This is a genomic window from Streptomyces buecherae (assembly GCF_014295035.1).
In the GTDB taxonomy this organism is placed as follows: Bacteria; Actinomycetota; Actinomycetes; order Streptomycetales; family Streptomycetaceae; genus Streptomyces; species Streptomyces youssoufiensis.
This window is the reverse complement of the sequence record NZ_CP060404.1, coordinates 4,040,416-4,063,030: the sequence shown is the minus strand read 5'-3', so window position 1 is coordinate 4,063,030 and position 22,615 is coordinate 4,040,416. Positions and strand designations below refer to the sequence as shown.

Annotated in this window: 22 protein-coding genes; 11 read left to right on the top strand and 11 right to left on the bottom strand. The window is 72.7% G+C overall.

What is annotated here, in order from left to right; genetic code table 11:
- Positions 1 to 185: 185 nt before the first annotated feature.
- Both H7H31_RS15495 and H7H31_RS15490 read right to left on the bottom strand, forming a co-directional pair.
- Positions 186 to 722 (bottom strand): hypothetical protein, encoded by a 537-nt coding sequence (locus H7H31_RS15495; protein WP_187117939.1) that lies wholly within the window; start codon positions 720 to 722, stop codon positions 186 to 188.
- A complete protein-coding gene (locus tag H7H31_RS15490; protein WP_187059642.1) occupies positions 719 to 1,228 on the bottom strand; it encodes a SigE family RNA polymerase sigma factor in 510 nt (169 codons plus the stop codon). The genes H7H31_RS15495 and H7H31_RS15490 overlap by 4 nt, the downstream gene beginning before the upstream one ends.
- A gap of 219 nt (positions 1,229 to 1,447) precedes the next feature.
- Here H7H31_RS15490 and H7H31_RS34590 point away from each other — a divergent pair, with 219 nt between their 5' ends.
- Complete coding sequence (locus H7H31_RS34590; RefSeq protein ID WP_187059641.1) at positions 1,448 to 1,912, top strand: hypothetical protein; 465 nt, start codon at positions 1,448 to 1,450, stop codon at positions 1,910 to 1,912.
- Between the two features lie 298 nt (positions 1,913 to 2,210).
- Here the strand turns inward: H7H31_RS34590 and H7H31_RS15480 are convergent, their stop codons facing one another.
- A complete protein-coding gene (locus H7H31_RS15480) occupies positions 2,211 to 3,341 on the bottom strand; it encodes an AraC family transcriptional regulator (RefSeq protein WP_187062409.1) in 1,131 nt (376 codons plus the stop codon).
- Between the two features lie 91 nt (positions 3,342 to 3,432).
- On the opposite strand from H7H31_RS15480, the gene H7H31_RS15475 reads away from it, so the two are divergent.
- The gene (locus tag H7H31_RS15475; protein ID WP_187062408.1) at positions 3,433 to 4,281 is read left to right on the top strand and encodes an NmrA family NAD(P)-binding protein; all 849 of its coding nucleotides are present in this window, start codon (positions 3,433 to 3,435) and stop codon (positions 4,279 to 4,281) included.
- Positions 4,282 to 4,353: 72 nt separating this feature from the next.
- On the opposite strand, the gene H7H31_RS15470 is transcribed toward H7H31_RS15475, so the two are convergent.
- A complete protein-coding gene (locus H7H31_RS15470; protein ID WP_187062407.1) occupies positions 4,354 to 5,298 on the bottom strand; it encodes an NADP-dependent oxidoreductase in 945 nt (314 codons plus the stop codon).
- 71 nt (positions 5,299 to 5,369) lie between these two features.
- On the opposite strand from H7H31_RS15470, the gene H7H31_RS15465 reads away from it, so the two are divergent.
- Both H7H31_RS15465 and H7H31_RS15460 read left to right on the top strand, forming a co-directional pair.
- Positions 5,370 to 5,840, top strand: coding sequence for an SRPBCC family protein (locus H7H31_RS15465; protein WP_187062406.1), 471 nt, complete (start codon positions 5,370 to 5,372; stop codon positions 5,838 to 5,840).
- A gap of 92 nt (positions 5,841 to 5,932) precedes the next feature.
- Positions 5,933 to 6,475 (top strand): GNAT family N-acetyltransferase, encoded by a 543-nt coding sequence (locus tag H7H31_RS15460; RefSeq protein ID WP_187062405.1) that lies wholly within the window; start codon positions 5,933 to 5,935, stop codon positions 6,473 to 6,475.
- 94 nt (positions 6,476 to 6,569) lie between these two features.
- On the opposite strand, the gene H7H31_RS15455 is transcribed toward H7H31_RS15460, so the two are convergent.
- Positions 6,570 to 7,580: a GNAT family N-acetyltransferase gene (locus tag H7H31_RS15455; protein WP_187062404.1), complete on the bottom strand. Its 1,011-nt coding sequence runs from the start codon at positions 7,578 to 7,580 to the stop codon at positions 6,570 to 6,572.
- A 78-nt stretch (positions 7,581 to 7,658) separates the two neighbouring features.
- Here H7H31_RS15455 and H7H31_RS15450 point away from each other — a divergent pair, with 78 nt between their 5' ends.
- Positions 7,659 to 8,270 (top strand): TetR/AcrR family transcriptional regulator, encoded by a 612-nt coding sequence (locus H7H31_RS15450; RefSeq protein ID WP_187062403.1) that lies wholly within the window; start codon positions 7,659 to 7,661, stop codon positions 8,268 to 8,270.
- 51 nt (positions 8,271 to 8,321) lie between these two features.
- Here H7H31_RS15450 and H7H31_RS15445 read toward each other — a convergent pair whose 3' ends face one another.
- The 4 genes from H7H31_RS15445 to H7H31_RS15430 form a co-directional block, all read right to left on the bottom strand.
- Entirely contained in the window at positions 8,322 to 8,576 is a 255-nt protein-coding gene (locus H7H31_RS15445; RefSeq protein WP_187062402.1) for a DUF6332 family protein, read from the bottom strand.
- A gap of 162 nt (positions 8,577 to 8,738) precedes the next feature.
- Positions 8,739 to 9,356, bottom strand: a complete 618-nt coding sequence (locus tag H7H31_RS15440; RefSeq protein WP_187062401.1) for a YdcF family protein — start codon at positions 9,354 to 9,356, stop codon at positions 8,739 to 8,741.
- 31 nt (positions 9,357 to 9,387) lie between these two features.
- Positions 9,388 to 10,398: a tol-pal system YbgF family protein gene (locus tag H7H31_RS15435; RefSeq protein WP_187062400.1), complete on the bottom strand. Its 1,011-nt coding sequence runs from the start codon at positions 10,396 to 10,398 to the stop codon at positions 9,388 to 9,390.
- Positions 10,399 to 10,623: 225 nt separating this feature from the next.
- Positions 10,624 to 11,796 (bottom strand): helix-turn-helix domain-containing protein, encoded by a 1,173-nt coding sequence (locus H7H31_RS15430; RefSeq protein ID WP_232109880.1) that lies wholly within the window; start codon positions 11,794 to 11,796, stop codon positions 10,624 to 10,626.
- A gap of 208 nt (positions 11,797 to 12,004) precedes the next feature.
- On the opposite strand from H7H31_RS15430, the gene H7H31_RS15425 reads away from it, so the two are divergent.
- From H7H31_RS15425 to H7H31_RS15405, 5 genes are all read left to right on the top strand, one after another.
- On the top strand, positions 12,005 to 12,262 hold the full coding sequence (locus H7H31_RS15425; RefSeq protein ID WP_187062399.1) for a hypothetical protein: 258 nt from the start codon (positions 12,005 to 12,007) through the stop codon (positions 12,260 to 12,262).
- Positions 12,259 to 12,678 carry a hypothetical protein gene (locus H7H31_RS15420; RefSeq protein ID WP_187062398.1) on the top strand — a complete coding sequence of 140 codons (420 nt, stop codon included), beginning with the start codon at positions 12,259 to 12,261 and terminating at the stop codon, positions 12,676 to 12,678. Before H7H31_RS15425 ends, H7H31_RS15420 begins: the two co-directional genes overlap by 4 nt.
- Positions 12,675 to 13,157: an NUDIX hydrolase gene (locus tag H7H31_RS15415; protein ID WP_187062397.1), complete on the top strand. Its 483-nt coding sequence runs from the start codon at positions 12,675 to 12,677 to the stop codon at positions 13,155 to 13,157. The genes H7H31_RS15420 and H7H31_RS15415 overlap by 4 nt, the downstream gene beginning before the upstream one ends.
- Positions 13,158 to 14,165: 1,008 nt before the next feature.
- Positions 14,166 to 14,960, top strand: a complete 795-nt coding sequence (locus H7H31_RS15410) for a phosphotransferase (protein ID WP_187062396.1) — start codon at positions 14,166 to 14,168, stop codon at positions 14,958 to 14,960.
- A gap of 395 nt (positions 14,961 to 15,355) precedes the next feature.
- A complete protein-coding gene (locus H7H31_RS15405) occupies positions 15,356 to 15,892 on the top strand; it encodes a Uma2 family endonuclease (RefSeq protein ID WP_187062395.1) in 537 nt (178 codons plus the stop codon).
- A gap of 282 nt (positions 15,893 to 16,174) precedes the next feature.
- Here the strand turns inward: H7H31_RS15405 and H7H31_RS15400 are convergent, their stop codons facing one another.
- Entirely contained in the window at positions 16,175 to 16,498 is a 324-nt protein-coding gene (locus H7H31_RS15400; protein WP_187062394.1) for a helix-turn-helix domain-containing protein, read from the bottom strand.
- 76 nt (positions 16,499 to 16,574) lie between these two features.
- Between H7H31_RS15400 and H7H31_RS15395 the strand changes: the two genes are divergently transcribed.
- Positions 16,575 to 16,841: a hypothetical protein gene (locus H7H31_RS15395; RefSeq protein WP_187062393.1), complete on the top strand. Its 267-nt coding sequence runs from the start codon at positions 16,575 to 16,577 to the stop codon at positions 16,839 to 16,841.
- A gap of 522 nt (positions 16,842 to 17,363) precedes the next feature.
- On the opposite strand, the gene H7H31_RS15390 is transcribed toward H7H31_RS15395, so the two are convergent.
- Complete coding sequence (locus H7H31_RS15390; protein ID WP_187117938.1) at positions 17,364 to 22,598, bottom strand: DNA repair ATPase; 5,235 nt, start codon at positions 22,596 to 22,598, stop codon at positions 17,364 to 17,366.
- Positions 22,599 to 22,615 lie beyond the last annotated feature (17 nt).

Here is a 22,615-nt window from a genome sequence, read left to right as displayed (position 1 = left end):
TGCGGTGTACGGGGCGAGTGGGGGGGCGGGGCGGGGGTGGAGTTGGGCGGCGCTGGGTCGAGTTTCTTACATGGTCATGCCATGTCTCTCCGCCGTCAACGTCCCGTACGGCTCGGCCGTCCCCTCAGGCCGCACCCGTCCCGAACCCGTCCCGCACCGCCACCCCGCGCGTACCCGGGCCCTGATCAGGGCCCGGGCCGCGTGCCCGGCCGCTCGGGCGTCGCGACGCCCTCGGGACCGGAGCCGGGGTCGGGGCCGGGGCCGGGGCCGGGGTCCGAGTGGGGGCCGGGCGGGGTGCGGGGCGTGGCGACGGAGGGCGGGTGCACGGCGCCCGGCGGCGTGCCCGGGGTCGTGGGGTCGGTGGGGTCGGTGGGGAGCGGTTGGGGGTGGGACCCGTCCGTGGGCGGCGTGGGCGGCGAGGGCTCGGGCACCGGTGAGGTGGCGGCGGGCCGCGAGGTGCCCGACGGGGACAGGGGCTGCTGGTCACGGTCGGGCCCGGTGCCGGGCAGCCCGACGGCGGCGGCCACCGTGAGCGCCGCGACCGCGACGACGCCGGCCGCCGACGCGGCGACCCGCCGGCGGCGCATCCGCCGCCCGCCCGCCACGGCCGTGTCGACCACGCTGGTCAGCGGCGGTTCCTGGGCGGAGTCCAGGATCTCCGCGAAGGCGTGGCGGAGTTCGGCGCCCTCGTGCGCGCCGCCCGCGTCCCGGTCCCGACTCACCGCCCGCTCCCCTCGCCCACCAGGCCCTCGACGAGCCCGCGCAGCCGCTTGAGCCCGCGCGCGCTCTGGCTCTTGACCGTACCCGGGGTCACCCGCAACGCCTCCGCCGTCTGCTCCACGCTCCAGTCCTCCCAGAACCGCAGTACGAGCACCGCCCGGTACCGCGGCGGAAGCTCCATCAGCGCGGACCGCATCACCAACCGCAACTCCGGCGCGTCGGCCTCGGCCTCGGGCGCCTCCGGCACCTCCTCCACGGCCTCCTCGCGCCACCGCCCCTTGCGGTGCTGGTCGATGAAGGTCCGGGTGAGGATGGTGCGCGCGTACGCGTCCACGTTGCCGTCCCGGCGCACCCGGCCCCAGGCCGCGTACAGCTTCATCAGCGTGGTCTGGGTCAGGTCCTGGGCGAGGTGCCAGTCCCCGCAGAGCAGGTAGGCGTTGCGCCGCAGGTGCGCCTGGCGCGCCTCGGCGTACTCCCGGAACTCGCGCTCCCGGACTGCTTCCCTCACCCGCCGCCTCCCACCACCCGCATCGCGCCGTCCCCTCTTCCATACGGGGCGGGGCGGGCGGAGGTTGCACGCCGGCCCGAAAAAGATTTCCGCGCCCGCCGTGCAACCCGCCGGCGCACGCCCCCGTACTCCTCTCACGCGAGGCCGTGATCCGCCCGGGGGATCGGCGGCCCCGCGCACGGCCGGACGCCTCCGGCCCCGCATCTACGAGGAGTCACCATGACCAAGCGCCTACTCAAGGGCCGCACCCGCCGCCTGATCCTCTCCATCGCCGCCAGCGGTGCCGTGGCCGCGGGGGGCTGGGCCACCGTCGCGAGCGCCGACTCCGGTCCGAAGCCCGCCCCGAAGCCGGCCAACTCGGCGCCGGACACCCCGCCGACCGAGGTCACGCGGCCCGCGCCCGTGCCGCCGAAGCCGGGCACGCCGGCGCCGGCCCCGGCCGAGCCGGGTACGCCGAAGCCCGGTACGCCGGCCCCGGCCCCGGCCAAGCCGGGCACCCCGGGCGAGGTCACGAGGCCCGCGCCGCAGGACGCCCCGGGCCGGCCCTCGGCCCCGCGCCCCGCCCCGGAGGTCCTGGAGCCCGGCGACCAGAGCAGCCCGCGCCCGGCCCCGGCCGTCCCGGGCCAGCCCGACAGCCCGCGTCCGGTGCCGCCGGCCTCGGCCCCGGCGCCGTCCGTCCGCTAACCCGCGACCCCGCGCCGCCGGTTCGTACCCGGACCGCGCGGCTCCGGGCGGGCGACGGCGGGGCTGACCACCCCGCCCCCTCGTCGCCCCCGGGGGAAGCGCACGCGGCCCGCCCCGCCAGGGCGGGCCGCCCAGCGCGCCGCGCCCCGGGCCCGCCGGCCCCCGAAACCAACCCCGCCCCGGCCCCCGGAACCAGCCCCCACCCGGCCCGGCTTCCCGAAACCAGCACCCGACCCGGCGCGTCAGCCGGCACCCGCCCCGACCCCCAGAACCAACCCTCGACCTCGACCCTCCGGGATCAGCCCCCGATCTCGACCCTCCGGGATCGACCAGCCCCCGCCCCGGCCGTCGCCCGCCAGGCCGGCGGCGGGTCGCGGTGGTCGCTGGGCCGGGTGCCCCGGAGCCGCTTGAACGCCACGCTCAGCGCGAAGGCGTTGGCGTACCCCACCCGGCGCGCGATCGCGTCCACCGTCTGGTCGCTCTCCCGCAGCAGGTCGGCGGCGAGGGCGACGCGCCAGCCCGCCAGGTAGGCCATCGGCGGCTCGCCCACCAGCGCGGTGAACCGCCGGGCGAGCGCGGCCCGCGAGACGCCGACCTCGGCCGCCAGGTCCGCCACCGTCCAGGGCCGCTCCGGCGCCTCGTGCAGCAGCCGCAGCGCGCCACCCACCAGCGGGTCGTCCAGCGCCCGGCACCAGGCGGGGGCGCCGGCGCCCGGGTCGTCAAACCACCTGCGCAACGCGGCGACCAGCAGCAGGTCCAGCGTCCGGTCGAGGACGAGTTGCTGCCCCGGCCGGTTACGGGCGACCTCGTCGGCCACCACCTCCACCGACGGGTACGGCCCGCCGTCCGCCGGCACCACCAGCACCGCCGGCAACGCCCGCAACAGCCGCTCGCTCAACTCGCCCCGCCCCTCAAAGGCCCCACTGACCAGCACCGGAGCCGCGCCCCCGACGACATCGGCGCGGCCCGGGCCCCCGACGCCCCCAGCAACCTCCTCCACACCCGCACCCACACCCACACCACCCTCATCCACACCCGCACCCGCACCACCCGCACCCACACCCGCAGCCGCCTCGCTCCGCCACGCGCCCGGCAGCTCGCAGGTGCCGCCCGCGCGCCCACCGGCGGGCTCGATGCCAGCGGCCGTCGGGCAGTAGTCGGCGCTGGTCACCACATGCGCGGGGGCGGTCGCGGGATCGTCGGCCACCGTGTACGGCGCGTCGCCGCGCACCACCGCGATGTCGCCCACGCCGATGGCCACCGGCTCGCCCCGCTCGGGCACGATCCACGCCCGGCCGCGCGCCATCATGGCCAGCGTCAGCGGGGCGCCGCTGGCCATCCGCAGCGCCCACGGCGGACGCATGATCGTCTGCCGGAACACGGCCCCCCGCGCCCGCACCTGTCCCAACAGCTCCGATACGGCGTCCATGGCGGCAGTGTAGGCGGTACGTAGACGCTCAGACATCGACTGGCGCTTACCAGCCATGGAACGTCTCAGGCCCCGGCGCTTGACTGGAGCCATGTCCGAACAGCACCCCATCCTCGTCACCGGCGCCACCGGCAAGTCCGGCCGCCGCGTCGCCGCCCGACTCCGCGCCCAGGGCCACCCGGTCCGCGCGGCGGCCCGTACCGGCGAGCACCCCTTCGACTGGACCGACCACACCACCTGGGACGCCGCCCTGCGAGGCGTGCGCGCCGTGTACGTCGTGCAACTGGACGGCACCAAGCTCGTCCGCCCCTTCCTGGAGCGGGCCGCCGAACACGGGGTCCGGCGCGTCGTCCTGGCCTCCGGTCGCGGCATCGACAACCCCGACTACGCGACGGACAGCAACGGCGTCCTGGACGGCGTCCTCGACAGCGAGGCCGCCGTGCGCGAGAGCGGCCTGGAGTGGACGATCAGCAGGCCGGGCTGGTTCGCGCAGAACTTCAGCGAGGGCTTCTTCGCCGACGGCGTCCGCGCCGGCGAACTGCGGTTGCCCGCCGGCGACGGAGCCGCCAGCTTCGTGGACGCCGAGGACATCGCGGCGGTGGTGACCGCCGCGCTGACCGAGGACGGACACGCGGGCCAGACCTACGAGCTGTCCGGGCCGGCCGCGCTCACCCTGACGGAGGTGGCCGCCACGATCAGCGAGGCCACCGGCCGCGCCATCCGCTACGTCCCGATCACCACCGACCACTACGTCGGCGAACTCGTCCAACACGGCCTGCCGCTCGCCGACGCCGAAGCCTTCGCGCACGTGCTGGAGCCGCTGCGGAACAACACGGACGCCTACCTCTCCGACGGCGTCCACCGCGCCCTCGGCCGTCCGCCGCGCACCTTCGCAGAGTTCGCCAAGGCGACGGCCGCTGCGGACGGTTGGCCGACCTGACGCCGCTGGTCGCGGGGCCGCACCCGGGCGGTGGGCACGACCCCGCCGCCCCCTGCCCCCGTCAGAGAACCCTCAGGAGAAGTCCAGCACCAACCGACCCCGTACCCCGCCCGCCTCCAGCAACCGGTGCGCCTTGGCCGCCTCGTCGGCCGGCAGCACGTCGGCCACGTGCAGCGACAGCACGCCGTCCGCGGCCTGGCGGCTCAGCGCGTCGAGCCGCTCGGTGTCGGTGAGGGCGTCCGCCACCATCACCGGGTGCACGCTGACGCCACGCTCGGCCGGGCCCGCCCAGCCGCGCAGCGAGGCCAGCGCGCCGCCGTCGGCGACGGCGGGTACGACCTCGGTGGTCTGGTTCGAGCCGTCCACCAGGCCGGGCACGCCGTCCGGCACCAGCGTGCGGACGCGGGCGGCCATCTCGGCGCCGCGCTCCACGATGTGGTCGGCGCCGAACCCGCGCACCCGCTCGACGTCGCGCGCCGCCGCGTCCGCGATCACGGTCAGCCCGTCGGTCGTCGCCAACTCGACCGCGTACCCGCCCACGGCCCCGGCCGCCCCCGTCACGGCCACGGTCCCACCGGCCGGCACGGCCACCGCGTCCAGGGCGAGCCGCGCGGTCATGGCGTTCATCAGCAGGGTGGACGCCTCCGCGAAGCTCGCCCCCTCGGGCGCCGGCACCACCGAAGCGGCGGGCACCACGATCTGCTCGGCGTACGCCCCGCCGCGCGGCCCGACGAACAGCACCAGCGCTATCACCCGTTGACCCACCGAAAGCCGCCCGTCGGCCCCGGGCCCGAGCTGGTCGATCACGCCAGCGGCGTCCATCCCGGGCACGAACGGTGGCCGGCGCCCCGGCATCCGCACGGCATGGCCGCCGGTCCGCAGCATCACGTCGGTCGGGTTCACGGCCGCCGCGTGCACCCGAATCCGCACCTCACCCGGCCCCGCCTGCGGCTCGGGCAGCTCCAGCGCGCGCAGCGTGTCCGGACCGCCGAACTCCTCCACCCCAATGGCTTTCATGCTTCCCACCAACTCGCGCGACCGGCGCGGCATTCCGGCCCCGCGTACGCCACCCGTGCAAGATCGCTCCCATGGACAGCCACCACCCCGCCCAGGGGCCCGCCGCGTACGCCTGCATGATCGTCCGCAAGCCCGCCGACGAGGCGTTCCGCGCCTTCGCCGACCCGGCCGTGACCTCCCGCTTCTGGTACAGCCGGAGCAGCGGACCGATGGTCCCGGGGGCCGAGCTGCGCTGGGAGTGGGAGACCTACGGGGCGACGGTCGACGTCCGGGTGGGCGAGGTGCGGCAGGGGGAGCTGATCCGGTTCGAGTGGGGCGACCCCGAGCGGCCGACCACGGTGGAGCTGACATTCACGCCGCGCCCGGCGGGGGCCACGTTCGTCGAGGTCAGCGAGGTGGGGTTCCGGGGCTCGGAGGAGGAGCTGACCCGCTGGTTGAACGACACGGTCGGCGGGTTCACGACGGCGCTGTGCGCCATGAAGGCCCTCCTGGAACACGGCATCGAACTGGGCGCCGTCCCCGACCACCACCCGGCCCCTTGATCCGTCCCCCGGCACCCTGACTGTCCCCAGGGCACCCTGACCGTCCCCAAAAGGAATTGTCGCCGGCCAGATACGTCGGATAAGAAGCTCGCATGTTACGAGGCGGCAAGGTCGGGCTCCGGGCCCGGCACGCGGAGGACATCCCCGTACTGCACGGTGAACTCCACGACGACGTGGCCAACGCCTCGCGGGCGGGCGGTCGGGCGTGGCGGCCGATCACGCCCGGCTCCCCGACGTTGCCGTTCGCCGAGGACGATCCCGAGCCGGGCCGCGTCCCGTTCTCCGTGGTCGAGTTGGCCGGCGGCACGCTGATCGGCGTCGCGACGCTCTGGGGCACCGACACCCACCACCGCTCAGCCCACCTCGGGGTGGGCCTGCTGCCCTCCGCCCGTGGCAAGGGCTACGGCACCGACGTGGTCGCGGTGCTGTGCCACTACGGCTTCGTCGTACGCGGCCTGCACCGCCTCCAGATCGACACCCTGGCCGACAACACCCCCATGCTGCGCTCCGCCGAACGCAACGGCTTCGTCCGCGAGGCCGTGCTGCGCTCCTCGTCCTGGGTCCTCGGCGAGTTCCTGGACGAGGTACTGCTCGGCCTCCTGGCCGAGGACTGGCAGCCGGCGGCGCGGGGGTAGCCGGCCGGCGGTACGGGGATAGCCGGCGGCGGCACGGGGGCAGCCGGCGGCGTGGGGGTGGCCCGCCGCCACCCGCCACGGCCCGCCCGCCCGATCACGCGCCGTCGCTGTCGCCGCCACCACCCGCGCCCACCACGGCGGGCTCGTCGTCCCAGGCCAGCGAGGACATCCGCCACCCCGACGGCGTCCGCAGGAACTGGGTGGTCTTGTGGCCCGCGCCCTCGAACCACGTGCCGTGGTGGTAGCCGGACTTGCGGTAGTGGCTGAACCGCTGCGCGACCGAGCCGAAGACCTCGGTCCGCTCGCTGACCTCCCACTCGCGGAACTCCGTCAGCGTCCCGTCCGTGAGCATCCTCTGCCGGGGCTCGATGAAGGCGTCGAGGTCGTAGAACACGGGCTCGTCCCCGACGTTCGCGATGATCCGCCCCTGCGGAACGAACAGGTCGCGAATGACCCCGAGGTCCGGCCGCCGCTCGCCGGTGTTGTCGAAGGCGCCGACGAACGCGCCCATCAGCCGGTCCAACTCGGCCTGTACGCCGCCACTGTCCCGACCCGCCCCCTCGCGCGGCGGCCACTCCTCGGCCAGCACCGACCAGACCTCGCTGTCGTGCCGTACGCCCCGGTACGGGTACCGCTGGCGCAGTACGCCGTCGCGGCGCATGCCCAGCCGGCGCGCGACCTCGATGCTGCGCGCGTTGCCCGGCGTGACGAACCACTCCACGCGGCTCATCTCGCGCTCCCGGATCGCCCAGTCGACCAACGCCCGACAGGCCCGGGTCACCAGCCCCCGCCCCTCCCCGGCCGGCTCCACCCAGCAGCCGACCTCACACACCCCGGTCGCGCTCTCGAAGCGGGTGAACATGACGCCGCCGACCAGCGTGTCGTCCAGCCACATGCCGTAGATCCGGCCGCCGTCAGCGGCCAGGCGGTCGGCGTACCGCTGGAGGGTTGCCGTGGCCGACTCCAGGTCGGTGCTGAACGTCGCCCACGGTATCCACGGGTCCACGGTGGCGCGGGCGCGGTCCATGTGGGCCAGGAACTCCTGCGCCTGCCAGGGCTCCAGGGGCCGGAGTCGGGCGTGATCGCCGAGCGGCAGGGAGAACATGCGGGCCTCGCCTTCTGCGTGCGTTACGGGCCGCGCGAGCAGCGTGCGTAACAAGCGTTCGGTACGTAAGCTGGCAGTATGCCGCCCGCACCCGGAGATCGTGAAGCCCGCCGCAAGGAAGTGTCCGAGGCCGTGTGGCGCGTGCTCGCCGAGAAGGGCTTCGGCGGCCTGACGCTGCGGGCCGTCGCCGCGGCGATGGGGGTCTCGACCGGGATGCTGATGCACTACTTCCCGACCAAGCGGGCCCTGCTCACGCACGCCCTGGACCTGCTGGAGTCGCGCACCGCCGACCGCCCCCGCCGCCCGCACCCCGCCCCGGGCCTGGCCACCGTGCGCGCCATGCTCCTGGACATCCTCCCGCTGACCCCGGACGACACCGCCCGCAACCGCGTCTGGGTCAGCTCCTGGGACCTCTCCCTCGCCGACGAGGACCTGGCCGTGGCCCAGGCCGCCCGCTACACCCGGCTGCGCTCAACCCTCCACCCCCACCTCGAAGCCGCCCGCACCCTCGGCGAACTTCCCCCCACAGCCGACCCGCACCACCTCGCCGCCAGCGCCGTCGCCTTCACCCACGGCCTCGTCGTCCAGGCGCTGTTCGACCCCGCCCACTTCCCCCGCGACGTCCAGATCACCCTGCTCGACGGCTTCCTCACGTCGGTGGGGCTGCGGGCCCCGGACGACCAACCGTGACGAGTGACGGTCGGCTCGGGTAGCCACCCGCGAGGAGGGGCGGTCTCGCGGTCAGCGGCCCTGCCGCCGCTGCGCGTCGAACCGGGACAGCACCCACACCACCCGCCAGACCCCGCCCACCACTCCGAGGAAGGCACCGCCCTTCACCATCCCCTTGGCCGCCAGACCGGAGAGCCCCAAGACGAACGTGAGCCCGAAGACGACGGCGAAGACCGCTCCGGCCAGCACGGCGGCGGACGCCAAGGCGAACCCGATCTCCACCGTCATGGCGTCCTTCTCCCAACGCGACTCACGCCCCATGTCCATACGGTGAGTCTGGCACCGGAACCCGAGCCTCGGCAGGGGAGTTGGCGGGCTCCTGGCCCTGGCCCTGGCCCTGGCCCCGGCCCCGGCCCCGGATCGGCACCGCGCCGACGAGCCGGCGGCAGAGGACAGGCGGGGCGGCCGGGGCCCCTCAGCCCGAGCCGGTCAGCTTCGCCAGGCTCCATCGCCCCCGCGCCGTGCGTCCCGAAAACTGCCGTCGCCCACCCGCCGAGGGCACTCCTCCCACTCCCGCACCACCCGCCGCCGCCCGATCGGGACACGCGGCCAGTTGGTACGGGTCACGGCCTGCCCCTCGTAGGAGGACTCCCACGAGATGGCGTGGAACGGTCCGATGTCCGGTACGAGGGTGGTGAGGCAGTGCAGGGCACGCCGGTGGTACCACTTGCCGACGGCCGCGACCCTGAGCCCGGACCCCAGCGCCTCGCGCAGATAGGGCAACGCGAACTCGACGTTCTGCCAGGTGTTGACGGAGGCGTCCTCGTACCGGATGGCACTCTCGGGCACGCCGCGTTCAAGAAGCAGCCCGCGAGACGCCCGCGCCTCGACCACTCCGTTGTGCCGATTAACACCCCCGGTCAGGATGATCAGAGGCGCCGTCCCCCGGTGATAGCGCTCGACCGCGATCTCGGCGGGCTTCAACTGATTGGACCCGAAGACGAAGAGGGCGACGGGGAGTTCGTCCGGCGGGGGCGCGTCGATATCGACGTATGAGGTGATCTCGCGGATGCGTTCGGTGGTGAGGTGGTCGGGGGGTGTGGTCACGGGTGATTCCTTGGCGCGGTGACGAGGTGAATCAAACTGGCGGCCGTGTCGCGCTCTTCTGCGCCAGGAGAGCACGAGCCCGTTCGTAGGTTTGGCGGGCTTGAGGATGGGCGAGGTGCGGGGTCAGCAGCCGCTTCGCTACGCGCACGCGTTCGGCCGCTCGGTCCGAGTACGTCGCTGGGTACTTCGTGAAAATCCGGCCCCACGTGGCGCACGCGGCATCGAGGTGGCCGAGTTCGAGCTGCCGCTCCGCCATCAGGCCGCCGAAGATCATCCCTGAACGACGACTGTCCGTCTTGTCGCGGAGCTTGAAGTGTTCTTCGAGCGACTGAACGCTGCCCTTTACATCGCCCAGTGCATAACGCACTTGTGCCGTTGCGTACGCGAGGGTGGCGTAGCTGAAACCCCCGAATGTATCGCCTGGTCCACTCGTCACCTTGTCGAGCGACCGCTCGGTCTCGCGCAGACTCTGCAAGGCCGGGCGGCTGGAACTGACTAGCGCGTATCCGTGTGCTTGCTGGCCGGCGACAAAGGCCTTCATGCGTGGACCGGGTGACGGGATGGAATCCGCCGCAGCGTTCGCGCACTGGGTGGCGGCCGGGCCGTGGCCCATCTGCGCAGCGTGGACACTCATCCCGCGAAGGATGTGACCGTACGTGGTCCGGTTGTTTGCGGCACCCGCAAGCTCAAGTCCCTTGACGTGATACCGCTGCGCGAGCCCGTGCAGCCCCTCGTCCATGGCCATCCACCCGGTGAGATAGCACGCCATGGCGGCAGCCGTCAGCATGGATTTCCGTACATGCTCTGGCGCGGTCGCCCGCAGATACGGCGCTACCGTCTCAGTGAGAAACGCATTCGCCATCGGCCGCGCATGGTGCCCACCGAAGGTGTGATCGATCTCGCTCAGCCAATCGGTGATGGCAATAACCGAATCGACTTCAGCCTGACCGATCCGCGCGAGCGGGTCACTCTGGAGCGCATACGCGCGCCCGACCACATCCGACCAGCCGGGGATGGCGAGCGCAACGGAGAAGAGCCCCACGCCCACGACGCGACGCCGCGACGAGTCCACGTGCACCCTCCCGAGTCCGACGAAGTCGCCCACCACATCACTACCCGTACGCCTGTGCGCACTATCCTCCGGCTGAGGGAAGCCCGCGTCGGCCAGAGTCAGGGCCCGCCCCAGCCGCCGTGCCAACGTCTCAACGATGAGCGACCGGGACTCCGGCTCGCGCGGCACGGGCCCATGCAGCCAGCGCTTTCGCCGTCACAGCTCGTAGGGATCGGCGTTTAGAGCCATGTCAATTCGATCGAGGGCGTCCCGCAGGCCGTTGGGAGCGGCACTCATTCTCTTTCCTCGGCGGGTTGCCTGCCTCAAGATCGTGAGGGTTACGCCGGATGATGTCTCACTGATAGTGGGAATCAGTTTGGCGGCCTCTTCTTCGGCTGCCCGCCACGACTTGACGGCGACCAGGCTGTCGAGGAGGCGGACGGACGCGACGTTCTCGTATCCGACCTGGGTTCCAGGGTGCCTCTCCGTGGCTCGTTCGAGCGTCGGAATGGAATCGATCCACTGCCCGGTCTCGTGCTGCATACGTCCTTGTTGACGGTCGATTTCACTGAGCGAGATCCACCAGGCCCAGTGCGGTTCGCTTCGCGGAGAACTCTCCTGCAACAGGGCACGAGCCCGGTCGAAGGCGCGTGCGGCGCTCGTCGGGTCGCCCGTGCCAGCGAGGCCCTGACCCTCTCGGGCTCGAAACACTGCTTCGACGCGCGGGGTCAACCGTCCACGACGCAAGACCGATCGGGCAATGGCCAACTCCTCTCGCGGGCGGCCGGCCCACCCTGCGATCATTCCGAGGTTCTGGAGGGTGATCAGTTCCGTGGAGCGGTCGCCGCAGAGGCCAGCGAGGAACAGAGCCTCTTGGCTGAACCGTCGGGCAGCGTCGAACTGGCCTTCGTTGTTGAACAGGGCCCAACCAGCGATCTCCGCCAGTTCCGCAGCCGCGGACTGGATGTCACGCTCGTACCTCAGCGCGTATTCGCCCTCTCCCAGGCGCCGGTGCACCACCTTGAACGAACAGGCGGCCAGCCCTGCGATAGGCAGCCCACGCACCTCGTTGTCGAGAGTGATCAGGCGTTGAGAGATATTTCGGATGGCGAGCACGAAGTCCTCGCCCTGCGCCTCATCGAGGTCGGGCAGGTCTTGACGTAGTGGCTGGTTCGTCGGGTCGGCGGGCTTCATGACGACAGCGGCTAGTTCGCCTCCGGCCCCCACAAGGGCGTCCAGCGATTGCGCGAGTTTGACCGACGGCTTCTGCTTCCCGTTGAGAACGCGGGAGAGGTAGGAGATGTCGTACTTCGTGGCCCGCGCGGCGGCCTTTATCGAATATCCGCTCTCGTGAAGGGCGGTGCGGGCAAGATCGGCGAACTCACGCATCGTGAACCTCTGAGGGTTGACCGGTCGTGCTCTCCAGAGTAGTCAAGCGACGTCAACTCCCGTGTGATCGCGCTATGTCGAAGCATGGGCGCATGCAAGAACCCCTGTGACGCGGTGAACGTCCGGAGGTTAGCGACATTGACGAAAGGCAAATGGCCGCCATGCGCCCATGGTCGAACTGGCAGAGCAAGCAGGAGGGGAGTGCCCGGTGACAACCGCCTCCCCCGAGCCCACCGGCCACCCCGAACACCGGCCTGCCGAAACCAACACCCTCGAAGCGCTCGTCGACACACACGAGCGCGAGGCACGGCAGGACGCGCCCCGTTCCTGCGCCACGTGCCGGGCGATGTGGATCGTGGCGGAGCGGGCCGCGGCCCTGCGTGACGCGACGCAGCGCCGCAAGGCCGTCGAAGCGCTGCACGAGCACCGCCTCCGCGACCACCGGGACGAGGAGGCGGCGCGGTGAACACCGGTGAGCGCATGCGCCTCGTGCTCACGGGTGAGCACGAGGTACGTACGTCGGAGGGTGCCGTCCTGCGGTTCTTCCTCGCGCGCGGCCCGCTGGCCAACCCCGACACGGTCTGGGAGCGGGCAACGGACGCGGAGTTCCAACATGCCTACGAGCTGGCGCTGTTCGACCCACAGGGGCTCGACGCTCAGCTCCTGTTGCCCAACCCGCACCGCATGCAACTGGCCCTCGACGCCCTGATGGGTCCGGGCAGCTTCTTCTGGTCGGACGGCGCGGACGTGTCCGGCGTGCTGACCACCAACGGGAAGGCGCCCGAGGAGTGCGGCTTCGGCCTGGCCACCGCCCAGGCGAGCGCGAGGGTGGACGGGGACGGGGACGGGGACGGGGACGCGGACGCGGGTGGCGCGGCATGAGCCGGCGCGAGGTACGCGTCAACGTACTGGTGTGGCGGCCCCGCGACCCGTCCGCTCCGGCCGACCTCTCGTACGGCTGGCCGCGCGTGCTCCAGGTGCGGAGTACGGGGACGCCGTGGCAGCTCCCGGGTGTGGTGTTGCGGGCCGGCGAGGGGATCATGTCCGCGGCCGGGCGCGCGGCGTACGCCCTCGGCCTTGAGCTGCCGACCGTGCACCGCGCCCTCACCCTGGACCAGCGCCCGGCTGCGGGCAACGCGCCGGAGCAGTTGGTCATCATCGTGGACGGCGGCTGGACCGACGGCGACGACGTCCACGTGACCGACCACAGCACCTCCCCGTGCCCCCACGACTGCCAGCACGAACGCCGCTGGGCCAACGCGGGTGACCTTGCCGACGAGATCGGCACCACCACCGCGCTGAGCGCGGCACTGGGCAAGACGCCGGCGTTCGTGGTGGGCCGGGGCGGGGAGGTCCCGTGAGGACGGAGGGCAGGGGGCTCCATTTCCCGCGCGCAGGGACCAGAGCATTCTCTGGGCGGGACTATCCCCGCGAGGGGACCAGGCACCCCTGATCTGCCCTCCGACGATTGCGCCGGGGCCATCCCCGCGCGCGCGGGGACCAGAAGGGCACCGACCGGCGCCCCCGAGAGAGAGGGGGGCCATCCCCGCGCGCGCGGGGACCAGAGCGATTGACCTGCGGCGTTACCCGGAGCCCGCCCCGTTTCCTGCAACTTCCCGAGATTCCGGCACCAAGGGCATAGGGAATGAATCACTCACCGTCCGCGCCGCCCTCCGCCAGGTCCCCAGGCTATCGGCCAGACCGTAAGCGGCGTACTCCGCGAGCGACGCAGCAGCCCAGGCCGGCACCGGCCAATCCCTCCAGGCGCGGAGGCCAAGCGAGGGGGCGTGCGCCGCCCCGGCGCGGCAACCCGAACCCCGGCGAAGGCGCGCCCGGCGCGCAAAGGCGCGAAGTGGCCGCACCGCGAGCCGCGTTGGCCGGCCGGCGCTTCGGAGGCAGAGTCGGGAGGGCTGCCGGGGAACACTCCGGAAGTGGCCGGTTACGCAACGTCGAGCCCTCCGGCGGCAGTCGGCAACACTCACAACCGGATGTGCGACATCCGTGCGGTAGGCGGTCGAAATGGGGAAGGACAAGGAAAGAAGTCGATCTGTAACGGTCGACGAGCGATAGTCAAACGGCACCGACGGAACGCCAGCCACCAACCAACGGCGTCAGCGACCCTCGCGGGGAGGGGCTAGCCGGTCCGTAAAGTAAGGCCAGGAGAAGGGGAATTGGGCATGTGGCACACCTTGAGCGAATGTGATCACGACTGGATCGGTTGGAGCGGCAAGACCCGCTGCCGCAAGTGCGGCGCCACCCAGAACTGAGCGCGTTAGCAGGCGAGCGGTACTGACCAGTCCACTCCAAGGACGGTAGGGGCACGGGAACGTCCGGCCGGTGCCCCTGCCCCGGCAAGTGATCGGAACACGATGACCGAACGTGTGCGGTGGGCCGACCTACCCGCCGTCCTGAAACGCGCGATCGAGGCGCGTACAGGCCGCATCACCCGTACCGAAGAGGTGCCCGAGGGCCTCAACTGCTCCCTGGCCCTCGTCCTCGACACCCAGCGCGGTGAATCGGTCTTCCTCAAGGGCGTACGCACCTCAAGCCACGCGGACCGGGCCGGACTCCTCCAGGAACAGCAGGTCAACTCCCTCGTCAGCGAACTGGGGGTGGGGCCGGGAATCCGGCACAGCTTCGAGTGCGAGGGCTGGCACTGCCTCGCCTTCGCGTACGTCCGCGGCGCGCACGCAAACCTGGGCCCGGCGTCCCGGGACCTGCCGGCGGTGGCGTCCACCCTCCAGCGCGTCCAGGAGGCCCCGCCTCCGCGACTCCCCCTGCCCCGCTTCACCGAACGGTTCGCCGCGCACCTCCGCCCCGACGAGGCGGAGGCCCTTGGCGGACCGTATCTGCTGCACACGGACACCAACCCGCACAACCTCATGATCGAGGCGACGAGCGGCGTCGCGTACATCGTGGACTGGGCCATGCCCGCGCTCGGTCCCGCCTGGATCGACGTCGCGTACACGGCCGTACGCCTCATGGAATGCGGCCACACCCCGGAGGCCGCCCGCGCCTGGCTCGCCGATTTCGCGGCCTGGCGTTCCGCCGAGCCAGCGGCCGTGGAGACGTTCGTCAACGTCGTCTGCCGCCACTGGATCGCCACGGTCGGCGAACGCGACGCCGAGCCGAGCAACGCGCGGTTTCGGAGCTTGCTGGTGTGAGCGGTGGGCCGGTGGCCGCCGTGCGGGGGAGGTGGGACACCCGCTCTCCTAAAGCGGTGCTCGCAGGTTCGAGACCTGCTGGGATACCGCGCGTACGCCGCTGACCTCGGGGTTTCTCCCCAGAAATGCGCTCCATCCTGCCTCGGTCCCCCTCCGGACCTGTTCGCGTGAGCGGGCGGGAGCTGATCTCTCCAATGGCGACCACGGATCAGCGTCGATTCCCCACGCTTGCCGCGGGCGCGCTGGTCGGACGGCGGCCGACGGGGCAGGCGCGAAAGCGGGTACGCGTGCCGGGCGGGCGGCGGAAAGTACGCTGAGGCCGGCGGAAGCGCCCTCGCAGCACAGTGTCCGGGAGGGGTTTGATGGCGACAGCCGAGAGGGCGGCCCCGGCGTAGATGCGTGAGCAGATCACTGCGGAGGAGTACGAGTCCTGGTCCGCAGAGCGGTGCGCCGGCATCGAGATCGTGGACGGGATGGTCGTCGCGGGGCCGGGTGCGTCCAAGCGGCACAACCGGCTGGCGCGCATTCTCGCCAACGCCCTGGACGCCGCCGCGGCCCCGGAGTGGAACGCCGACACGGACTTCGACGTCCGGCTCCAGGACGTCCCGCTCACCAATCGCCGCCCGGACGTCGTCGTGTACCGCGCGGACACGATCGACATCGCCCCCACTCGCCCTGAGCACGTGCTGCTGGTCGCGGAGGTGGTGTCGCCGGGCTCGGAGACCACTGACCGGATCGTGAAGGCCGACCAGTACGCCAAGGCAGGCATCGGCTTCTACTGGCGGATCGAGCAGGCCGCGACCGGCGTTCCTCTCGTGTACACGTACGTTCTCGACCCGGCGACGAAGACCTACCGGGAAGGAGACGTGTTCACCGGCGTCCTCAAGGTCGTAGCCCCCTTCCCGGTGGAGATCGACCTCGGTCAGGTGTGACCCTGCGCGCTGCCCGGCGATCGGCGGCGTGTGAGCAGCGCGTGAGCGGACGGTCCGGTGCGGGGCGGCATAAGCGGATCAAGTGACGCCGCCGGTGCCATTGCGCCCCGAGGGAGCAGCGCCGCGTGGCAGCGTCGGGCACCGCCCGGCAATGTTTCGTTCCCGCTCGCAAAGCGTTGGTCTCTTCGGCTCGCGAGCTGTGGTGCGCAAGGGGAGCAGCAGCTATGGACTCGCGTAGGCACCCTTTCGGGGGTTCGTGACCGACGGCCTGCTTGCCCCAGTTCAGGCGGCGTGCGGGGTGAACGTGACAGACGAGTCACCCGCGTCGATGGTCAGGTTCAGAGTGCCGTCTAGGGCCTTGGCCAAGCGCCGCAGCAACGGAAGAGTCGGCACCGTGTCGCCACCCTCCATTCGGGAGATCTGCGGCTGAGTCATCCCGGCGCGCTCCGCCAGGTCCGCCTGGGAAAGGCCAAGCTCGATGCGACGGTCGTAGACTGTCTGCCCAAGATCGCCGGCCAGTCGCGCGTCGACGTACTCCTGGTCGTATCCCACCGCCTCTCCCGCGAGCTTCCGAGCCCGACGCATCCTCCACGTGCTGTGATGCATCAGCTCTCTCTGTGTCGCCGGTACGTGTATGTCTTACGCCGATTGCAAGCTCGACATCACATGGCATCCTCAACGTATGGCTGCTCGAAAGATCACCATCACCGTGCCGGAAGAGTCGGTGGCATCGATCGAACTACGCCCCGGCGCGCGCGGGGTGACCGACTACATCGCTGCCGCCGCTGCTCACCAGGACGACATGAACCGACTGCGCGAGCTGGCCGCACGCCTCGAAGTGGAGCACGGTGTCGTGTCGGAGGACGAACACCAAGCAGCGTTGGCTCGCGTCACCGCCATCGACGGCTGGCATGACAGACAGCGAGCGCATCGGGATAGGACCATGTGAGGCGCGGCGCCCGATGGAAGTCGCAGTGGCGCGCGGGGACTGGCGAGCAGCCACCCTCCGGGGACAGAAGACGAGCTGGGGAAAGCCGTCGAGCTGGAAGTGGCGCCATCCCCGCACGCGGGGACCAGAGTCGGCCAGGGGCACCATGTGGTCGATGTCGAGGGGGCCATCCCCGCACGCGGGGACCAGAGCAACCGCCGGAACCATTGAACTGGGACGACGTGGGGCCATCCCCGCACGCGGGGACCAGAGGCCATGGCGGGCCCGATGCGGGCGCACGGAGTGGGGCCATCCCCGCACGCGGGGACCAGAGAGCAATTGACCTGCGACGTTACCGGGACCCCACCTCGTTTTTTGCAACTTCCTGCGATCCCGACATCTCGTACATCTGACACCATATCGCGCGCCAACCTCGCGTTCTTCGGTCCTCGCTCAGGCTATCGGCCGTCCAGCACACCCCATGGTCCGCACGGAACCGGCACCCGCTAGCCAACCATCATCACCCCGGCCGCGTACGGAAGTTCACTCCGCCTCCCGCTCCCCGCCCCCGCCCCCGACGGAACCCTCCCCCTCCCCACCCGCCCCCCGCGCCGCATGCCGCCCCGCCGATCGGCTCGGCACATGCCGAGGGCCCGCAGCCCGTGTGATGGCAGCCTCCACCGCCGCGATCCGGTCGGCCAGGAGCCCCAACGCAGCCGCCGCCTCACCCAACCCGGCCACCACCGACGCATCCGCACCCACCGGCGTGCCCGAACCCGACGCACCCACACCCACCGACACACCCGCGCCCACACCAGCAACCCCGCCCCCACCCCCACCCGCACCACACAGCTCCTTCCACCGCACCGCCCCCTCCTCCGTCAACGTCCCGCGCAACGACGCCAACTTCAGCAAGTTGGCCTCCGCCGCAGCGCCCAGCGTCTGGGCCTCGTTGCGGTAGTGGTCGTCGATGAGGGCGGACAGTTCGGCCTCGTTCATGGCGGGGGAGATGCGGGAGGTGATCTGGTTCATGTCGCGGTACGAGCCCTGGAGGCCGAACGGGGGTTCCGTGCGGGTCTCGTCCGACTGGGCGGCCGACGCGATGTACGCCGCGTTCACCGCGAGTACCGCCTTCCGGGCCGCGAGCACGTGCCGGAGTACGGCCAGCACGCGGTCCAGTTCGGCCGGTGCGTACGGGTGGGCCAGGCGGTCGCGCTGGGCCGTGGGGTCGCCCGAGGCGAGGCGTACGAGGAGGTCGAGGTCGGCGCGGTCGCGGGTCGCCAGGGGGGCGAGGGTCGGGTTCGAGGTCAGCGCGTTCTCCACGAAGCTGGCCTCGAACGCCGCCTCCCTGCCGGTCAGGACGTCGCCGAGGTTCCACACGTCGGCCCGGTTGGCGAGCATGTCCGGGACGCGGAAGCGGCGGCCGGACTCCGTGTACGGGTTGCCCGCCATGCACACGGCGAAGCGCTTGCCGCGCAGGTCGTACGTGTGGGCCTCGCCGTCGCGTACCCCTTCCATGCGCCGCGTCGCGTCGCACAGCGGGATGAACTTCTGGAGCAGCTCCGGCGACGTGTGCTGGATGTCGTCCAGGTAGAGCAGCACGTTGTTGCCGGCCGCCAGCGCGAAGTTGATCTTCTCGACCTCGCGGCGCGCGGTCGCGTTGGCTGCCTCGGCCGGGTCGAGCGAGGTGACGCCGTGGCCCAGCGCCGGCCCGTTGACCTTGACCAGGAGCAGTCCAAGCCGCTCCGCCACGTACTCCACCAGCGTCGTCTTGCCGTACCCGGGCGGCGAGACGAGCAGCAGCAGCCCGCTGCTGTCCGTCCGCTTCGCGTCGCCCGTGGCGCCGATCTGGCGGGCCAGGTTGTCGCCGATGAGCGGCAGGTACACCTCGTCCACGAGGCGGTTGCGGACGAAGGACGACATGACCCGTGGCCGGTACTCCGCGATCCGCAGCCGCGCCCGCTCCGTCGCGATCAGCTCGGCGCGCCGCCGCTGGTACGCGCGGAAGCCGGGTACCACCCGGGCGGCGAAGTCGGACGTACGGGCGTGGAAGTCGTCGATCCGCAGCTCCAGCGCCCGGCCGACGACCCGTGGGTGCGTGCCGAGCAACCCTTCCACCCGGACCGTCAACTCCCCATCCACCGTCCGCCGGTCGAGGCCCGGGCAGACCTCGATGGCCACCGCCTCGGCCAGGTCCCCGGGCCCGACCTCGCCCCGGCCACCCGCCGCCGCGTACGCCGTGAGCCAGCCGCGCACGAGCCGGTACGCCGCCGCCGGGTTCCCGGCGGAGAGTTGGGCCCGCACGTCAGCCCCGTACGGGGGCGCGTCCCCGGCCGCACCCACCGCGCGGCCGAACGCGTCCAGCAGCTTCCGCGCGGCCGGGCCGGTCACGAACGCACCGCCGCGCGCCAACTCCTCCACCAGGTACGCCGCCGCCAAACCCGCCGTGCCCTCGGCCCTGTCCCCGGCCCCGTCCTCGGCCCTGCCCTCGCCCCTGCTCTCGTCCCCGCCGGCCTCCGCCGCGTCGTCGGTGTCGGACGCGGTCAGAGTGAACTCGCCTATACGTGCGGCCAGTTCGGCCCGCAGCGCCCCCAGGCCCGGCGCCGAGCCGAACGCGGCGCGGGCTCGCGCCAGCGACACCGCCTCGCGGGTCCAGGACGCGCGGGCGGTCTCGGTCGTGCCGTGGGCCCAGAACAGGGCGGCCCGCGCGCGGGCGCCCGCCGGGTAGCGGAGCAGGTCGGCGCCCTCGCGCAGGCGGAGCACGGCGGTCAGGATCGCCGTCGCGTCGCGGTCGTGCACCCCGCGCTCGTACCCCTCGTCGTACGCCGCCTCCGCGGCCCGCCGCACCAGATCCGCCAACTCTTCTTGGCTGGCGGCGGACAGCGTCGGGGCGCCGTGCTCGGCGAGCAGGCGGGCCGCCAGGTGCTCGGCCCGGTAGACCTCGGGGGACTCCGACGGCAGGGTCTGCCGCCAGTAGGCGCGGGTGGCGGCGAAGGCGGGGTCGGTGACGGGGGCGCGGTAGTCCGTGCCGGTCAGCGCGAGGACCATGGCGCGCCCGTCCGCGTCCGGCAGCAACGTCAGCTCGGGCGTCTGCGTGCTGACGGCGAACCGGTGCGCGCCCAGCCTGATCGTCTCGTCGCCGTCCGCGTACAGCTCCGTGCGGTCCCGCAGCGCGCGCAGCGCGTCCTCCCGGGCCGCCGCCAGCCGACCCGCCAACTCTTCGGCGCGTACGCCCTCGCCGAGGGCGCGCAGTTGGTCCGCGGTCCGCCGCACCTTCACCACCAGGGCGTCGGAGGCGAAGAAGGTGGCCACCGCCTCCCGGTCGGGCAGCGCCCCGGCGCGGCGGGTCAGGGTCTCCAGGACGCGCGCGGCCGAGTCGGCCAGTGCCGCCGCGCGCCGGGCCGCCGCGTCCTCCAGGGTCTGCCGGCGTGCCGCGAACGCGTCGCTGATCTCGGTGCGCCGGGCGTCGATCTCGGCGCGGAACTCGTCGTGGTCGGCGAACCGGGCCTCCAGGTCTTCGAGGCGGAGCAGCAGCGTGGCGAGTTGGGTGTCGCACTCGCGTGGGTCGTCGCACGCGGCGAGCGCGCCCGTGACGGACTGGCCGAGCAGCGCGAACTCCGCCGCGAACTCCGCGCGTCCCTCCCGGTCGGCCAGCTCCCGGCGCCGCGCGTCCAGCGTCGCCCTGGCGCGGTTGAGACCGCCGGTGACCTCGGCGATCTGCTCCAGGATGGCGGTGCGTACGGTCGCGTCGCCGATGTCGAGCCGGGCGATGACCTCGGTCACCCCGCGCAGCTCCGCCGACCGCTCCGCGATCCGCTCGGCCAGTGGGTCGGCCGCCGCGACGGTCTCGATCGCCTCGGCCGCGGCGGTCAACTCTTCGGCCTGCGCGCGGTAGCCGGCGAACGCGTCGGCGCGCTGGAGGAAGGCGACGGCCCGGCGGGCGGTGCCGGCGATGTCAGACTCGACGTCTTCGGCGAGCGTGTCGATGCGCGCGACGTCGGCGTACCGCATCTCCTTCAGCGTCACCAGCCGCCCCTGCGCCTGGCGCAGCTCGCCGATCCGTGCCACCCACTCCTCGGCCGTGGCCGGCGCCTCGCCGCGTACCCGGCGCACCAGTCGGGCGATGTGCGCCGCGCAGTCGGCGAGCGCGTCCGCGGCCCGCCGCGTCAGGTCCTGGACGGTCGCGAACTCGGCGAGCACCTGCTCGGCCGTCTCCCGCACCTCGACCAGCGGGCCGCGCAGGTCGCCGACCTCCGCGTCGCCGAGCCAGTGGAAGCGGTCCGCGGCCCGCGCGCAGGCGGCGACCAGCGCCCGGTACCGCTCCACCGTCGACTCCGTGTCGGCCACCTGCCGCGCGATGGACAGGCACTCCGCGATGCCCCGCACCAGGTCCGCGTTGCCGATCCGGGCCAGCGGCCCGGCTCCGGCGGCGGAGCCCGCGGCGTACGTGTCCGAGACGTACGGCGTGCGCCAGAGCTGCGTCGGGTGCACGCGCGCGGCCTCGCCCGGCCCGTCGGCGACGGACGCGGCGGCGCGCAGCGCGACGAGGGTGCCGTCCTCGAAGAGCGCGTAGCCGAGGCAGGGCAGCGGCGTCGCGATCTCTTCGCGGATGGTGTTGTACGCGAGGAGTAGCGTGCGCCCGGTGGCCCGGGCGTGGAAGGCGTACAGCACGTCCTCGCCGTTCGGCGACCGCACCGCGTGCGTGAACGCGAGGCCGTCGGTGTCCGTGTCGAAGGTCTTCACGGCGCCGGTGGCCAGGCAGTATCCGCCGGGGAAGACGATGCCCTGGTCGTCGGGGAGGCGCTGGCAGGACTGGCCGATGCCGTCGAGCCGGGCCACGGCGTGCGTGACGGTGTGGAAGACCAGGTAACGCCAGTCCTCCTCCTTGTACGGGCGGATGCGGAGCAGGACCAGCGGCCCCACCCGCGCGTACGCCACGTCCGCGTCGGCCAGCGACTGGAGCGGCTCGTCCACCGGCTCGCGGTAGACGCCGTCGCCGCGCTCGGTGGTGTTCTCGGTCTTGACGGTCAGCGCCCCGCCGACGGTCGCGACGTAGACCGTGCCGCCGTCGACGGCGATGTGCGGGAACCGGCCGAGCACGTGGTCCTCACGGGTGGTCGCCGTCCACGTGACGTCGTGCGGGGCGGGGAAGGTGTGGTCGCGCTCGCCGCGCGCGTCCAGGAACCGGGCCGGGCCGCCGCCGGTCGCGGGCAGCGCCCAGCGCAGCACGCGCAGGTCGTCCGCCTTCTCCCCGGTCTGGAAGACGGCCAGCAACGTGCCGCCGACGAGGCGCAGTTGCAGCAGTCGCGCGGCCCGGTAGTAGCGGTAGAGCGCGTCGAACTCCCGGAGGAAGGCCGGGTCGTCGAGCAGGCCGGGCGCGGCGTCGGTGGGCAGCGGGTTCAGCTCGCGGTCGTAGAGCGCGAACACGTCGCTGACGGACGTGGCGCCGGACTCGGGCCCCGTGGCGGTGTTGTAGCCGAACAGCAGCAGCTCCCCGACGGCGACCACGTCGCGCGGCACGCTCGCGCGCTCGGTGCGCACCTGCTCGGTGCCGGTCAGCGTCAGCTCGGTGGAGCCGAACGCGGCGGTACGGGACGCGTTGAGCGCCTCGGCGCGCCGGGCCAGCTCGGCCGCCCGCGCCCCGAGCCGCCCGCGCAGCACCTCGTACGTGCCGGCGTCGAGCCCGTTCCCCGCCTCGTTCTCCGCCCCGCCCGGCGTACCGTCCCCCGCCCCGACGCTCGTCCCGGCCCCTGTGCCGCTTCCCGTCCCGGTCTCCATCTGGCTGTACTCCCTGC

Bases quoted from the DNA above. Each gene is read 5' to 3' on its own strand.
- H7H31_RS34590 (WP_187059641.1), top strand. From the start codon at position 1,448: ATGACCAAGCGCCTACTCAAGGGCCGCACCCGCCGCCTGATCCTCTCC.
- H7H31_RS15480 (WP_187062409.1), bottom strand. From the start codon at position 3,341: ATGGACGCCGTATCGGAGCTGTTGGGACAGGTGCGGGCGCGGGGGGCC.
- H7H31_RS15475 (WP_187062408.1), top strand. From the start codon at position 3,433: ATGTCCGAACAGCACCCCATCCTCGTCACCGGCGCCACCGGCAAGTCC.
- H7H31_RS15470 (WP_187062407.1), bottom strand. From the start codon at position 5,298: ATGAAAGCCATTGGGGTGGAGGAGTTCGGCGGTCCGGACACGCTGCGC.
- H7H31_RS15465 (WP_187062406.1), top strand. From the start codon at position 5,370: ATGGACAGCCACCACCCCGCCCAGGGGCCCGCCGCGTACGCCTGCATG.
- H7H31_RS15460 (WP_187062405.1), top strand. From the start codon at position 5,933: ATGTTACGAGGCGGCAAGGTCGGGCTCCGGGCCCGGCACGCGGAGGAC.
- H7H31_RS15455 (WP_187062404.1), bottom strand. From the start codon at position 7,580: ATGTTCTCCCTGCCGCTCGGCGATCACGCCCGACTCCGGCCCCTGGAG.
- H7H31_RS15450 (WP_187062403.1), top strand. From the start codon at position 7,659: ATGCCGCCCGCACCCGGAGATCGTGAAGCCCGCCGCAAGGAAGTGTCC.
- H7H31_RS15445 (WP_187062402.1), bottom strand. From the start codon at position 8,576: ATGGACATGGGGCGTGAGTCGCGTTGGGAGAAGGACGCCATGACGGTG.
- H7H31_RS15430 (WP_232109880.1), bottom strand. From the start codon at position 11,796: ATGCGTGAGTTCGCCGATCTTGCCCGCACCGCCCTTCACGAGAGCGGA.
- H7H31_RS15415 (WP_187062397.1), top strand. From the start codon at position 12,675: ATGAGCCGGCGCGAGGTACGCGTCAACGTACTGGTGTGGCGGCCCCGC.
- H7H31_RS15410 (WP_187062396.1), top strand. From the start codon at position 14,166: ATGACCGAACGTGTGCGGTGGGCCGACCTACCCGCCGTCCTGAAACGC.
- H7H31_RS15405 (WP_187062395.1), top strand. From the start codon at position 15,356: ATGCGTGAGCAGATCACTGCGGAGGAGTACGAGTCCTGGTCCGCAGAG.
- H7H31_RS15400 (WP_187062394.1), bottom strand. From the start codon at position 16,498: ATGCATCACAGCACGTGGAGGATGCGTCGGGCTCGGAAGCTCGCGGGA.
- H7H31_RS15395 (WP_187062393.1), top strand. From the start codon at position 16,575: ATGGCTGCTCGAAAGATCACCATCACCGTGCCGGAAGAGTCGGTGGCA.
- H7H31_RS15390 (WP_187117938.1), bottom strand. From the start codon at position 22,598: ATGGAGACCGGGACGGGAAGCGGCACAGGGGCCGGGACGAGCGTCGGG.